This window comes from Nocardioides exalbidus (assembly GCF_900105585.1).
GTDB lineage: Bacteria > Actinomycetota > Actinomycetes > Propionibacteriales > Nocardioidaceae > Nocardioides > Nocardioides exalbidus.
The window spans coordinates 1,338,622-1,352,204 of the sequence record NZ_FNRT01000002.1 but is presented as its reverse complement, the minus strand read 5'-3'; the positions used below and the strand labels follow the sequence as shown (position 1 = coordinate 1,352,204).

Genomic DNA, 13,583 nt, shown 5'->3' with positions numbered 1-13,583 from the left:
CCTGGAGTCACCGGATATCCGGTGACTCCCCCGCTTGTCGGCCGAGATCTGGGTGACGAACCGGGAGACTCGGGTGCGAAGTACGTCCTACGCGCCGCGGAACGGGTCGGCCGGGTAGACGCCGAGCACCTTGACCTCGGTCGTGAAGAAGGCGAGCTCCTCGAGCGCGTTGCGCACGCCCGGGTCGTCGGGGTGGCCGTCGACCTCGGCGAGGAACTGGGTGGCGGTGAAGTGGCCGCCGACCATGTAGCTCTCCAGCTTGGTCATGTTGACGCCGTTGGTCGCGAAGCCGCCGAGCGCCTTGTAGAGCGCGGCCGGCAGGTTCCGGACGTTGAAGATGAAGGTGGTGACGACCGGGCCGTTGCCCGACGGCGCCTGCTCGAAGTCGCGGGAGAGGACGACGAAGCGGGTGGTGTTGTGGTCCTCGTCCTCGACGTCGTCACGCAGGATCTCGAGGCTGTAGATCTCCGCCGCCAGCGGTGGGGCGAGGGCCGCCTGGGTCGGGTCACCGCTCTCGGCGACCTCGCGGGCGGCACCGGCGGTGTCGCCCGCGACGACCGGGGTCAGGCCGAGCTCGCGGATCACGCCGCGGCACTGGCCGAGCGCGTGGACGTGGCTGTGCACCGTGCGGAGCGACCCGACGCCGGCGCCCGGGAGGGCCATCAGCGCGAAGCGGATCCGCAGGAAGCGCTCGCCGACGATCTTCAGCGACGAGGTCGGCAGGAAGTGGTGGATGTCGGCCACGCGGCCGGCGATCGAGTTGTCGATCGGGATCATCGCGAGGTCGGCATCGCCGTTCTCCACGGCCGCGAAGGTGTCCTCGAAGGAGGCGCACGGCAGCGGCTCCCAGTCGGGGTAGGCCTGCTGGCAGATCAGGTGCCCGTTGGCTCCGGGCTCGCCCTGGTAGGCGATGCGGCGCCTCACGTCAGTCACGATCGGAGAGTCTGTCACCCGCAGCCGTGTCCGACCGGCCGTGACCAGTCGCCGAACATAGGCTCACCCCCATGCTCGATGTGGTCGCCGTCGTCCTCGCCGCCGTCGCGTGCGCCCTCGCTGCGCTCGCGCTCCGTCGTACGACGACCCGCACGGCCGGCGCCGACGTCGAGGCGCTGCCCGAGGACGTCCACGGCCTCCGGCAGGAGGTCGCGGCCCTCAAGGCGGAGAACCGCGACGCGCTGCGCCACCTCTCGGTCGTGCGCTACGACGCGTTCGGCGACGTCGGCGGACACCTCAGCTGGAGCCTCGCCGTGCTCGACGACGCCGGCCACGGCGTCGTGCTCACCTCGATCCACGGTCGCAGCGAGGCCCGCACCTACGCCAAGTCGGTCTCGTCGTGGACCTGCGAGCAGCAGCTCTCGCCGGAGGAGGAGGAAGCGATCGAGCACGCCCGCCCCTGAGCCTCGACAAACGGGCGTCAAGGCCCGTTAAGACGGCGACAAGACCGGGCCGGAGGCGCTCGGGCGGGGTGACGGTGGGGGCATGTCCCTCTCCAGCAGCCTGCTCGTGGTCGCGGTGGTCGTCATCGCGCTCTACGTCCTTGCAGCCCTCGTCTTCCCGGAGCGCTTCGAGTGAGCGACACGACCTCCGGACTCCTCACCATCGCCGTCCTCGTCGCCCTGCTCGCAGCGGCGTACGCCCCGCTCGGCGACTACATGGCGCGCGTCTTCACCAGCACCCGCCACCTGCGCGTCGAGCGCGTCGTCTACCGGCTGACCGGGGTCGACCCGGGCGCCGAGCAGGGGGCGCGGTCGTACGCCACCAGCGCCGTCGGGTTCAGCCTCGTCAGCGTGGTCGTCCTGATGGCGATCCTGCTCGGCCAGGCCGCGCTCCCGATGAGCCGCGACCTGCCCGGGATGCCGTGGTGGATGTCGTTCAACACCGCGATCTCCTTCGTCACCAACACCAACTGGCAGTCGTACGCCGGTGAGTCGACGCTCGGCTTCACCGCGCAGATGGCGGGCCTGGCCGTCCAGAACTTCCTGAGCGCGGCCGTCGGCATCGCGATCGCCGTCGCGCTGATCCGCGGCTTCGTCCGCCAGCGCAGCGGCACCCTCGGCAACTTCTGGGTCGACCTGACCCGCGCGACCGTGCGGATCCTGCTGCCGCTGTCGTTCGTCGCGGCGATCCTGCTCCTCGCGGGCGGCGTGGTGCAGAGCTTCACCGACACCACGGTCACCACGCTGGCCGGGCACTCGCAGGTGCTCACCGGCGGCCCGGTCGCGAGCCAGGAGGCGATCAAGGAGCTCGGCAACAACGGCGGCGGCTTCTTCAACGCCAACTCCGCGCACCCCTTCGAGAACCCGACCGCGCTCACCAACTTCCTCGAGGTGTTCCTGATCCTCGTGCTGCCGGTCGCGCTCACCCGCACCCTCGGCACGATGCTCGGCAACCGCCGCCAGGGCCGCGCGGTGCTGGCGGTGATGGGCCTGCTCTGGACCGTCTCCCTGGTCGTCACCACGTGGGCCGAGGCCGGCGCCCACTCCGTCGCCGGGCAGGCCGCGGGCGCCGCGATGGAGGGCAAGGAGACCCGCTTCGGCGAGTGGGCGACGGCGCTCTTCGCGGTCGCCACGACGGGGACGTCCACGGGCGCGGTCAACGCCTCCCACGACTCCCTCACCCCGGCCGGTGGCGGGACGGTGCTCGTCAACATGATGCTCGGCGAGATCGTCCCCGGCGGCGTCGGTGCCGGCATCTACGGCATCCTCGTGATGGCGATCCTGACCGTCTTCGTCGCCGGCCTCATGGTCGGCCGGACGCCCGAGCTGCTCGGCAAGAAGATCAGCGCGAGGCAGATGACCTACGTCGCGCTCTACACGCTGACCACCCCGGCCCTCGTCCTCGTCGGCACCGGGGCCGCCATCGCCCGCGGCAGCACCGGCGACGCGATGGGCAACCCGGGCGGCCACGGCTTCAGCGAGGTGCTCTACGCCTACACCTCGGCGGCCAACAACAACGGCAGCGCGTTCGGCGGGATCACGGTGACCTCGGACTTCTTCCAGGTCACCCTCGGCCTCGCGATGCTGCTCGGGCGGTTGCTGCCGATCGTGCTGGTGCTGCTGCTCGCGGGCTCGCTCGCCGAGCAGGGCAAGGTGCCCGCGACCGCCGGCACGCTCCCCACCCACACCCCCCTCTTCGTCGGGATGCTGGTCGGCGTCATCGTGATCATGACCGGCCTCACCTACTTCCCGGCGCTCGCCCTCGGACCGATCGCAGAGGCCCTCGCATGAACGCCCTCCTGACGCAGGCCGGGACCCAGCTCCCGCAAGCCGTCCGCAAGCTCGACCCGCGCCACATGTGGCGCTCGCCCGTGATGTTCCTGGTGCTGCTCGGCTCGGTGGTCACCACGGTCGCCGCTGTCGGCGACCCGAGCATCTTCACCGTCTCGATCGCCGCCTGGCTCTGGCTGACCGTGCTCTTCGGCAACCTCGCCGAGGCGGTCGCGGAGGGCCGTGGCAAGGCACAGGCCGCCTCGCTGCGCGCCACCCGCACCGACACCGTCGCCCGGCGCCTGGCCGACGACGGCACCGAGACCGAGGTCGCGGCGACCCAGCTGAGGGTCGGCGACCACGTGGTGGTCGAGGCCGGCGAGATCGTGCCCGGCGACGGTGACATCGTCGAGGGCATCGCCTCGGTCGACGAGTCGGCCATCACCGGCGAGTCCGCCCCGGTCATCCGGGAGGCCGGCGGCGACCGGTCGGCGGTGACGGGTGGGACGCGCGTGCTGTCCGACCGGATCGTCGTCCGCATCACCGCGGCGGCCGGCGAGACGTTCCTCGACAAGATGATCGCCTTGGTCGAGGGCACCTCGCGCCGCAAGACGCCCAACGAGGTCGCGCTCTCGATCCTGCTCGCCAGCCTGACGCTCGTCTTCCTGGCGGCGGTCGCGACGCTCGCGCCGATGGCGACGTACGCCGGTGCGCCGCAGGACCTCGTCGTCCTGGTCGCGCTGCTGGTCTGCCTCATCCCCACCACGATCGGGGCGCTGCTCTCGGCGATCGGCATCGCCGGCATGGACCGGCTGGTGCGGGTCAACGTGCTCGCCATGTCGGGCCGCGCGGTCGAGGCCGCGGGTGACGTCAGCACGCTGCTGCTCGACAAGACGGGGACCATCACCTACGGCAACCGGCAGGCCAGCCGCTTCGTCGCGGCCCCCGGCGTCGGCGACGACGAGCTCCGCGACACCGCGCGGCTCTCCAGCCTCGCCGACCAGACCCCCGAGGGGAGGTCGGTCGTCGAGCTCGCCCTCACGCAGGGCGCCGACGACCGCCTCCTCCCGGGCGACGCCTGCTTCGTCGAGTTCACCGCGCAGACCCGGATGTCGGGCGTCGACCTCGGCGACGGGACCCAGGTCCGCAAGGGCGCCGGCTCCGCCATCGCCGCGTGGCTCGGGGTGGAGCAGCCGTCGGAGGTGCACGGGATCGTCGAGCAGATCTCCCGCGAGGGAGGTACGCCGCTGGTGATCGGCCGCAAGGACGCGGCCGGCCACGGTGCCGTGCTCGGCGTGATCCACCTCAAGGACGTCGTCAAGGAGGGGATGGCCGAGCGCTTCGCCGAGCTGCGGTCGATGGGCATCCGGACGGTGATGATCACCGGCGACAACGCCCTCACCGCCCAGGCGATCGCCGCGGAGGCGGGGGTCGACGACTTCCTCGCCGAGGCCACGCCAGAGGACAAGATGGCCTACATCCAGCGCGAGCAGTCGGGCGGGCGGCTGGTCGCGATGACCGGCGACGGCACGAACGACGCCCCTGCGCTGGCCGCGGCCGACGTCGGTGTCGCGATGAACAGCGGCACCGCCGCCGCCAAGGAGGCCGGCAACATGGTCGACCTCGACTCCGACCCGACGAAGCTCATCGACATCGTCGAGATCGGCAAGCAGCTGCTCATCACGCGCGGTGCGCTGACGACGTTCTCGATCGCCAACGACGTCGCGAAGTACTTCGCGATCATCCCGGCGATGTTCGTGACGGCCTATCCCTCACTCGACCGGCTCAACGTGATGGGCCTGTCGTCGCCCCAGTCCGCGATCCTCTCGGCGGTCGTCTTCAACGCCCTCGTGATCGTGGCCCTGATCCCCCTCGCCCTGCGCGGCGTGCGCTTCCGCGCCGCGTCGGCGACCTCGGTGCTGCGCCGCAACATCCTGGTCTTCGGCCTCGGCGGCATCGTCGTGCCGTTCGTCGGGATCAAGCTCATCGACCTGCTCGTCTCGACCCTCCCCGGAATGTGAACAGGAACCCGATCGCCATGCTCGCCGACCTCCTCCGCCAGTCCCTCGCCGCGCTCCGCCTGCTCCTCGTGATGACCGTCCTGCTCGGCGTCGGCTACCCCGTCGCCGTGTGGGCCGCCGCCCAGCCGTTCGGTGACCGGGCCTCCGGCCAGCCCGTCAGCCTCGACGGCCGCGTCGTCGGCTCCCGGCTGATCGGCCAGCAGTTCGACGGCGACGAGTGGTTCCACTCGCGGCCCTCCCCGAACGACTACGACACCCTCGCCTCGGCCCCGAGCAACCTCGGCCCCAGCAACCCCGACCTCGTCGCGGCCATCGCCGATCGCCGGGCGGAGATCGCTGCGCGCGAGGGCGTGGCGCCGGGCGACGTACCTCCCGACGCGCTCACCGCCTCGGGATCCGGCCTCGACCCGCACATCTCGCCGGCCTACGCCGAGCTCCAGGTCGCCCGGGTCGCCGCGGCCAACGGCCTGTCGGAGGACGACGTGCAGGCGATGGTCGACGACGCCACCGAGGGTCGCGGGCTCGGCTTCCTCGGCGAGCCGGGCGTCAACGTGCTCGAGCTCAACCTCGCGATCGCCGGTGCTGCTTCCGGTCCAGGTGGAGACTGAGCCCGTGGAGAGAGGACGGCTGCGCGTCTACCTGGGCGCGGCGCCCGGGGTGGGCAAGACCTACGCCATGCTCGACGAGGGCCACCGCCGGCTCGAGCGCGGCACCGACGTCGTCGTCGGGTACGTCGAGACGCACGGCCGCGCGAAGACCGAGCAGGCCGTCGGGGGCCTCGAGGTCGTGCCGCGCCGCACGCTCGAGCACGGCGGGACGCGCCTCGAGGAGATGGACCTCGAGGCGGTCCTCGAGCGCAGTCCCGAGGTGGTGCTGGTCGACGAGCTCGCCCACACCAACGTGCCGGGCAGCGCGCACACCAAGCGGTGGCAGGACGTCGAGATCCTGCGCGACGCCGGCATCGAGGTCGTCACCACCATCAACATCCAGCACCTCGAGTCGCTCAACGACGTGACCGAGCAGGTGACCGGTGTCCGGCAGCGCGAGACCGTGCCCGACCACGTGGTGCGCTCGGCCGACCAGATCGAGCTGGTCGACATGAGCCCGCAGTCGCTGCGGCGCCGGATGGCGCACGGCAACGTCTACGCCGCCGACAAGATCGACGCGGCGCTGTCGCGCTACTTCCGCGAGGGCAACCTCACCGCGCTGCGCGAGCTCGCGCTGCTCTGGCTGGCCGACCGGGTCGACGAAGGCCTCGAGCGCTACCGCGACCAGCACGAGATCGACTCCACCTGGGCGACGCGCGAGCGGATCGTCGTACCGGTCAGCGGCGGTCCGGAGTCGTCGACGCTCATGCGGCGGGCGGCGCGGATCGCGAGCCGGCGCTCGGGCGGGGAGTGGCAGGCGTTGTACGTCACCCGGCAGGACGGGCTGCGCGGGATCGCGCCCGACGGGCTGGCCGCGCTCGGCACCAAGGCCGAGGAGCTCGGCGGCAGCTTCCACACCGTCGTGGGCGACGACCCGGCGGAGGCGATCCTCGCCTTCGCGCGAGCGGAGAACGCGACCCAGGTCGTCATCGGGGCGAGCCGGCGCGGGCGGGTCTCGACGGTGCTGCGGCCCGGGGTCGGCGAGCGGGTGGTCGCGGGCTCGGGCGACATCGACGTCCACATCGTGTCGCACGACCACGCCCGTCAGTCGTCGATGCGACCTCCGGCCGACAACCTCGGGGTCCGTCGCCGGGCCGTCGGCTTCGCCGTCGGGGTCGTCGTGCCGGTCGGGCTCAGTGCCCTGCTCTACGCCACCCAGGACCTGCACGGCCTGCCCATCGAGGCGATGTCGCTGATGATGGTCGTCGTCGCGACCGCGTTGATCGGCGGGCTCGTGCCGGCGGTGCTGTCGGCGCTGGTGAGCGCGCTGCTGCTGAACTACCTCTTCACCCCGCCGCTCTACACGCTCACGATCGCCGAGCCGGAGAACGTCGTCACGATCGCGATCTTCGTGGCCGTCGGCATCGCCGTCGCCACCGTCGTCGACAACGCCGCCCGCCGGACCGCGGAGGCCCGGGCCGCCCGGGCCGAGGCCGACGCGCTCACGGTGCTCGCGCACTCGCTGCTCACCGCCAGCGACGACCTCCCCGGGCTGCTCTCGTCGGCGTGCCGGCTCTTCAACGCCGACGGGGCCGCGGTGCTGCGGCGCCCGCCCTCCTCCGTGGCCGGCGAGCAGGTCGAGGTCGTCGCGAGCTGCGGCAAACCGCCGACATCGGTCGACAGGGCCGACATGTCCGCCGCGATCGACGACCAGTCGACGCTCGTGCTGGCCGGCGCCACCCTGCCGGCGACCCAGCGCGGCCTGCTCAACGCGTACGCCGCCTACGCCAAGGTGATGGACGACCGGCGGCTCGCGACGCTCGCCGAGGTCGAGCGGCTCCGGCTGACCGAGGTCGACCGTACCCGCACCGCGCTCCTCCAGGCGGTCTCCCACGACCTGCGCAACCCGCTCGCCGCGGTGAAGGTGTCGGTCGACAGCCTGCGCAGCACCGACGTGGCGTGGTCCGACGAGGACCGCGACGGGCTGCTGGAGACCATCGAGGAGTCCACCGACCGGCTCATCGCCCTGGTGGGCAACCTGCTCGACATGAGCCGGATCAGCACCGGCTCCGTCAGCGTGGTGCTGCGCGAGGTCGGGCTCGCGGACGCCGTCCGCACCAGCCTCGCGCCGCTCGACGGCGGCTCGCGCATCGAGGTCGACGTCGACGCCGGGCTGCTCGTCATGGCCGACGCGGGCCTGCTCGACCGGGTGCTCGCCAACATCTGCGAGAACGCCCTCAAGTACACGCCCGCCGCCGCCGACGTCCGCGTCGACGCGGCCGCCGACGGCCAGCGGGTCGTCGTACGCATCGCGGACTCGGGCCCCGGTGTCGCCGACCAGGACCGCGACCGGCTGTTCGCGCCCTTCCAGCGGTTCGGCGACGTGCCGGAGAAGGACGGCGTCGGGCTCGGGCTCGCCGTGGCGAGGGGCCTGACCGAGGCGATGGGTGGCACGATCGCGACCGAGGAGACGCCCGGCGGCGGGCTGACGTTCGTGCTCGAGCTGGAGGGTGCACCGTGACCTTCGTCCTGGTGGTCGACGACGACCCGGCGATGCGCCGCACGCTGACGATCAACCTCCGCGCGCGCGACTACGAGGTCGAGACCGCCGGTGACGGCCGGTCGGCCCTCCAGGTCGTCGACGAGCGGATGCCCGACGTGGTGCTGCTCGACCTCGGGCTGCCCGACCTCGACGGCGTCTCGGTGCTCGCGCAGCTCAGGTCGTTCACGCAGGTGCCGGTGATCGTGGTGTCCGCACGCACCGAGTCCGACGACAAGGTGGAGGCGCTCGACCTCGGCGCCGACGACTACATCACCAAGCCCTTCTCGATCGAGGAGCTGCTCGCCCGGATCCGGGTGACCACGCGCCGGACCGGCCGTGAGGAGCCCGACCTGGTCGTCGAGGTCGACGGCCTGCGCCTCGACCTCACCGACTCCCGCGCGTGGCGCGACGGGTCGGAGGTGCACCTGACCCCGACCGAGTGGCGCATCGTCGAGGTGCTCGCCCGGCGCCGCGGCCGCCTGGTCCGCCAGGCCGAGCTCCTGCGCGAGGTGTGGGGTCCGGCGTACGACACCCAGACCAACTACCTCCGCGTCCACATGGCCGGCATCCGGCGCAAGCTCGAGGCCGACCCCGGCCGCCCGGTCGTCTTCCTGACCGAGCCCGGGATGGGCTACCGCTTCGTGGGCTGACCCGGCGTCGCAGCGGGCTCGGCTCAGCGGGGGACGCGGACCAGGAGCCGCCCGTGGACGCACTCCATCCAGAGCTCGCGGCCCTCGCCGATCGAGTCGCCGTCGAGCTGGCGGGGGGTGTCGGAGGAGGCCTTCAACCGCACCCGCGCACCCGTACGGCGGTCGAGGGTCTCGTCGACGACGCTGCTCTTGCGCAGCACGCGCGAGGCCACCGTGATCCACGACAGGAACTGCCGCGGATGGATGATCACGACGTCCAGGATGCCGTCGTCGATCGTCGCGTCGGGCAGGAGCGGCATGCCGGCCTGGAGGAAGCCGACGTTGCCGACGACGACCGTGCGGGCGCGGTGGGTGGTGGGCTCCTGGTCGTCGACCTGGACCTCGATCCTCACCGCCGGGAACATCAGCGACTTCAGCGCCGAGACGACGTAGGCGACCCAGCCGATGCGCTTCTTGATGTCCTCGTTGACGCCCTCCATGATCGCGGCGTCGAAGCCCATGCCGGCCATCACCATGAAGTGCGTGTCCTCGATGCCGTCGCCGCCGACCTCGACCAGGTCGATGGCCCGGTCCTGGCCGTTGAGCGCGACGTCGATCGCCGAGCGGAGGTAGAGCGGGATGTCGAGGTTGCGGGCCAGCAGGTTGCCGGTGCCGGCGGGGATGATGCCGACCGGGATGCCGGTGCCGGCGAGCTCGGCGCACACCTCGCGGACGGTGCCGTCACCGCCGCAGACCATCACCAGGTCGGCGCCGGAGACCGCGGCCCGCTCGGCCATGCCCGTGCCGGGGTCCTCGACGGTCGTGTACTGCCAGGTCGGCTCGGACCAGCCCGACTCCCGGGCCATCGAGCCGACGATCGCGCGGAACTGGCCCACGTCCTCGACCTTCACCGGGTTGAGGATGACCGCGAGCCGCTTCTCCGAGGCGTAGACCTCCGGCAGCGGCTCCGCCTTGGCCGCGGTCGAGCGCGGGCGCGGGTCGACGAAGGCGAGCACGACGAGGAAGACGGTGAGGGCGAGCAGCGTGCCGCCGATGACGTCGGTGGGGAAGTGCCGCCCGAGCAGCAGCCGGTCGAAGCAGACCAGCAGCCACCACGCCACGACGACGGTGATGCCGAGCCGGCGCAGGTTGGTGCGGCGGACGAAGAGGGCCAGCAGCATGACCAGGATCGCGGCGAACGCCGCCACGGACGACGCGTGGCCGGAGGGGAAGCTGTAGTTCTCGTGGAGGCCGAGGGTGTCCTGCCAGCTCGGGCGCGAGCGGCCCAGCCAGAGCTTGATGCCGGTGGTCGCCAGCGCGGTCACCGACATCACGACGACCGCCAGCAGCGACGCCCAGCGCTGGCGGCGTACGAACAGCACCAGGGCGAGCAGCACCGTCAGCGTCGTCATGCCGATGGTGCCGAAGGCGACCTCGATGACGCGCAGCACGTCGACCAGCGCGGAGTAGTCGTCGGCCCAGTCCTCGAGGCGCCGGCCGTTGACGTCGAAGGAGTCGAGTGGCGCCCGGTCGCGCGTCACCATGATCGCGAGGACGCCGAACAGCACGGCGGTCACTGCGGCCCACGTGAGGCAGCGGTTCCGGGAGGTGGGGGTCACCGGTGAAGTATGCCCAAACCGATGCGAGAACCCGAGTCCGCGACGGCTAGCCTGTGGGCGTGATCGATCCCCGCCTGCTCCGTGACGACCCCGACCGCGTGCGCGCCGCCCAGGCCAAGCGTCGGCTGTCCGACGACGTGGTCGACCGTGCGCTGGAGGCCGACTCCGCGCGCCGGCAGGCGATCGCCGACTTCGAGGCCAGGCGCGCCGAGCAGAAGGCCAGCGGTGCCCTCGTCGCGAAGGCGCAGGGCGAGGAGAAACAGACCCTGCTCGCCCAGGTCAAGGAGCTCGCCGCCGGCGTCAAGGAGGCCGAGGCCGCCCGCGCCGCCGCCGAGGCCGCGTGGGACGAGGCGATGAAGGCGATCCCCAACATCGCCGACGACGCGGCGCCCGCGGGCCTCGAGGACGACTACACCGTCATCGAGCAGGTCGGCACGCCGCGCGAGTTCGACTTCGAGCCGCGCGACCACGTCGAGCTCGGCCAGCTGCTCGGCGCCTTCGACCTCGAGCGCGGCGCCAAGGTGTCGGGCTCGCGCTTCTACTTCCTCACCGGCGTCGGCGCGCAGCTGCAGCTCGCGCTCGTCAACATGGCGATGGACCAGGCGCGCGCCGCCGGGTTCGTCCAGACCGCCGCGCCGTCGCTGGTCCGCCCGCGCGCGATGGAGGGCACCGGCTTCCTCGGCCAGGCCGCCGACGACGTCTACCGGATCGAGGGCGAGGACCTCTACCTCGTGGGGACGTCGGAGGTGCCGATGGCGGCCTACCACTCCGACGAGATCCTCGACGCCGGCCAGCTCCCGCTGCGCTACGCCGCCTTCAGCCCGTGCTTCCGCAAGGAGGCCGGCTCGCACGGCAAGGACACCCGCGGCATCTGGCGCGTGCACTGGTTCGACAAGGTCGAGATGTTCGTCTACACGACCGTCGAGGAGTCCTACGCCGAGCACCAGCGGCTGCTCGCGTGGGAGAAGGAGTTCCTCGACAAGCTCGAGCTCTGCTACCGCGTGATCGACACCGCCGCCGGTGACCTCGGCCTGAGCGCGTCGCGCAAGTTCGACTGCGAGGCGTGGATCCCGACCCGCAACGGCTGGGGCGAGCTGACCTCCACCTCCAACTGCACCGAGTTCCAGGCCCGCCGCCTCGACATCCGCACCCGCGGCGAGCACGGCACCACGCCGGTCGCCACCCTCAACGGCACGCTCACCGCGGTCACCCGCGCGATCGTGGCGATCCTCGAGACCCACCAGAACGAGGACGGCTCGGTCACGCTGCCGCAGGCGCTGCGCCCCTACATGGGTGGCCTGGAAGTGCTGAAGCCCCTTGTCTGACTGGATCCCCCGGGTCGTCGCGCTCGACATCGACGGCACGCTGCTCAAGTGGGTCGACGGGCAGACCGAGGACTACGAGACCATCACCGCCCCGGTCCACGACGCCGTGCACCGCGCGCTCGACGCGGGAGCGCACGTCGTGCTCTCCAGCGGTCGTTCGCCGCACGGCATGACCCGGATCGCCGACCTGCTGGGTCTTCCCCGTGAGGGCACCGACCGGCTGTGGATCGTCGCCTCCAACGGCGCGGTGGTCTTCCGCTACCCGCCGATCGAGGTCGTCCACGAGGAGACCTTCGACGCCGCTCCCGCCGTGGCCGCGGTCCTGGAGCACCACCCCAGGGCGCTCGTCGCGGTCGAGGAGCGCGGGGTCGGCGGCTACCGCGTCAACCGGGTCTTCCCCGAGGGCGAGATCTCGGGTGAGCAGATCATCACCGAGGTCGACGACATCGTCGGCGAGCCGGTCAGCCGCGTGATCATCCGCGACCCCGAGGCCACCGCCGACGACTTCATCGAGCTCGCCGCGCGCCTCGGCCTCCACGGCACCGACTACGTCGTCGGCTGGACCGCGTGGATGGACCTCTCCCCGGTCGGCGTCTCGAAGGCCTCCGGGCTCGAGCACGTGTGTCGCGAGCTGGGCCTCGGTGCGGCCGACGTGCTGGCGATCGGCGACGGACGCAACGACATCGAGATGCTCCGCTGGGCCGGTCGCGGTGTGGCGATGGGGCAGTCGGTCGACGCGGTCAAGGAGGCCGCCGACTTCGTGACCGACTCGGTCGTCGACGAGGGCGCGGCGGTCGAGATGTCGCGATGGTTCCCCGCGCCCGGAGCCTGACGTGACCGCTCCGCGTCTCGTGGCCACCGATCTCGACGGGACGCTCCTCGACCCCTCCGGACGGGTCTCCGCGCGGACCCGCGCCGTGCTCGACGAGCTCGACGCGCGCGACGTACCCGTCGTGTTCACCACCGGACGTCCCGTGCGCTGGATGGTCGACCTCTGGGACGCCGTCGGCGGGCACGGGCTGGCGATCTGCAGCAACGGCGGGATCGTGTACGACGTCGCGGCGCGGGCCGTGCGCGACTTCAGCGCGGTGCCGCGCGAGGTGGGCATGGAGCTCGCCGCCCGGGTGCGCGAGGCGGTGCCGGGGACGACGCTGGCGGTCGAGCACACGTCGGGCTGGGCGAGCGAGGACGGCTTCCCGACCCACCCGGACGATCGCGACTCCGAGCAGGGGACGTGGGAGTCGATCTGGCGCGACGACGTCGTCAAGGTCCTCGCCGTGCACCGCGACCTCGAGGCGGAGGACTTCTGGAAGCGGGTCGACGACGCGGTGGGCGACCTCGTCACCACCACCTGGTCGTCGGCCTTCGCGCTCGTCGAGATCAGCGCCGCCGGCGTCACCAAGGCGACGACGCTCGACTCGCTCGCGACCGAGATGGGCGTCTCCGCGGCCGAGGTCGTCGCGTTCGGCGACATGCCCAACGACCTGCCGATGCTCGAGTGGGCCGGGACGTCCTACGCGATGGCCAACGCGCACCCCTCGGTGCTCGACCTCGCCGACCACGTGGCGCCCGGCAACGACGAGGACGGCGTCGCGGCCGTGCTCGCCGAGCTCTTCTCGCTGTCCGGTTGAGTGCGGACGCGGCACCCGTCGCC

At 72.0% G+C, this 13,583-nt stretch carries 12 protein-coding genes; 10 read left to right on the top strand and 2 right to left on the bottom strand.

Features of this window, described 5'->3' with window-relative positions:
* Positions 1–87: 87 nt before the first annotated feature.
* The gene (locus tag BLV76_RS06800) at positions 88–924 is read right to left on the bottom strand and encodes a prephenate dehydratase (RefSeq protein ID WP_217630452.1); all 837 of its coding nucleotides are present in this window, start codon (positions 922–924) and stop codon (positions 88–90) included.
* 80 nt (positions 925–1,004) lie between these two features.
* On the opposite strand from BLV76_RS06800, the gene BLV76_RS06795 reads away from it, so the two are divergent.
* The 7 genes from BLV76_RS06795 (at position 1,005) to BLV76_RS06770 (ending at position 9,006) form a co-directional block, all read left to right on the top strand.
* Positions 1,005–1,397 (top strand): DUF4446 family protein, encoded by a 393-nt coding sequence (locus tag BLV76_RS06795; protein WP_090968446.1) that lies wholly within the window; start codon positions 1,005–1,007, stop codon positions 1,395–1,397.
* An 82-nt stretch (positions 1,398–1,479) separates the two neighbouring features.
* Positions 1,480–1,572 (top strand): potassium-transporting ATPase subunit F, encoded by a 93-nt coding sequence (locus BLV76_RS22035; protein ID WP_129399508.1) that lies wholly within the window; start codon positions 1,480–1,482, stop codon positions 1,570–1,572.
* Positions 1,569–3,227, top strand: coding sequence for a potassium-transporting ATPase subunit KdpA (gene kdpA, locus BLV76_RS06790; RefSeq protein WP_090968445.1), 1,659 nt, complete (start codon positions 1,569–1,571; stop codon positions 3,225–3,227). The genes BLV76_RS22035 and kdpA overlap by 4 nt, the downstream gene beginning before the upstream one ends.
* A complete protein-coding gene (kdpB, locus tag BLV76_RS06785; RefSeq protein WP_090968444.1) occupies positions 3,224–5,227 on the top strand; it encodes a potassium-transporting ATPase subunit KdpB in 2,004 nt (667 codons plus the stop codon). Before kdpA ends, kdpB begins: the two co-directional genes overlap by 4 nt.
* A complete protein-coding gene (gene kdpC, locus BLV76_RS06780; RefSeq protein ID WP_342711449.1) occupies positions 5,224–5,835 on the top strand; it encodes a potassium-transporting ATPase subunit KdpC in 612 nt (203 codons plus the stop codon). The genes kdpB and kdpC overlap by 4 nt, the downstream gene beginning before the upstream one ends.
* A gap of 4 nt (positions 5,836–5,839) precedes the next feature.
* The gene (locus BLV76_RS06775; protein ID WP_090968443.1) at positions 5,840–8,335 is read left to right on the top strand and encodes an ATP-binding protein; all 2,496 of its coding nucleotides are present in this window, start codon (positions 5,840–5,842) and stop codon (positions 8,333–8,335) included.
* Complete coding sequence (locus tag BLV76_RS06770) at positions 8,332–9,006, top strand: response regulator (RefSeq protein ID WP_090968442.1); 675 nt, start codon at positions 8,332–8,334, stop codon at positions 9,004–9,006. Before BLV76_RS06775 ends, BLV76_RS06770 begins: the two co-directional genes overlap by 4 nt.
* A gap of 23 nt (positions 9,007–9,029) precedes the next feature.
* Here BLV76_RS06770 and BLV76_RS06765 read toward each other — a convergent pair whose 3' ends face one another.
* Positions 9,030–10,604, bottom strand: coding sequence for a bifunctional phosphatase PAP2/diacylglycerol kinase family protein (locus BLV76_RS06765; RefSeq protein WP_245734574.1), 1,575 nt, complete (start codon positions 10,602–10,604; stop codon positions 9,030–9,032).
* Positions 10,605–10,663: 59 nt separating this feature from the next.
* Between BLV76_RS06765 and serS the strand changes: the two genes are divergently transcribed.
* Genes serS through BLV76_RS06750 form a run of 3 tightly spaced genes read left to right on the top strand, consistent with a single transcriptional unit; the run spans position 10,664 to position 13,560 of the window.
* On the top strand, positions 10,664–11,929 hold the full coding sequence (gene serS, locus BLV76_RS06760) for a serine--tRNA ligase (protein WP_090972423.1): 1,266 nt from the start codon (positions 10,664–10,666) through the stop codon (positions 11,927–11,929).
* On the top strand, positions 11,922–12,761 hold the full coding sequence (locus BLV76_RS06755) for an HAD family hydrolase (RefSeq protein ID WP_090968441.1): 840 nt from the start codon (positions 11,922–11,924) through the stop codon (positions 12,759–12,761). The genes serS and BLV76_RS06755 overlap by 8 nt, the downstream gene beginning before the upstream one ends.
* 1 nt (position 12,762) lies before the next feature.
* Positions 12,763–13,560 carry a Cof-type HAD-IIB family hydrolase gene (locus BLV76_RS06750; RefSeq protein WP_090968440.1) on the top strand — a complete coding sequence of 266 codons (798 nt, stop codon included), beginning with the start codon at positions 12,763–12,765 and terminating at the stop codon, positions 13,558–13,560.
* Positions 13,561–13,583 lie beyond the last annotated feature (23 nt).

Excerpts from the sequence above, each read along its gene's own strand:
- BLV76_RS06795 (WP_090968446.1), top strand. The coding sequence starts at position 1,005 with ATGCTCGATGTGGTCGCCGTCGTCCTCGCCGCCGTCGCGTGCGCCCTC.
- BLV76_RS22035 (WP_129399508.1), top strand. The coding sequence starts at position 1,480 with ATGTCCCTCTCCAGCAGCCTGCTCGTGGTCGCGGTGGTCGTCATCGCG.
- kdpB (WP_090968444.1), top strand. The coding sequence starts at position 3,224 with ATGAACGCCCTCCTGACGCAGGCCGGGACCCAGCTCCCGCAAGCCGTC.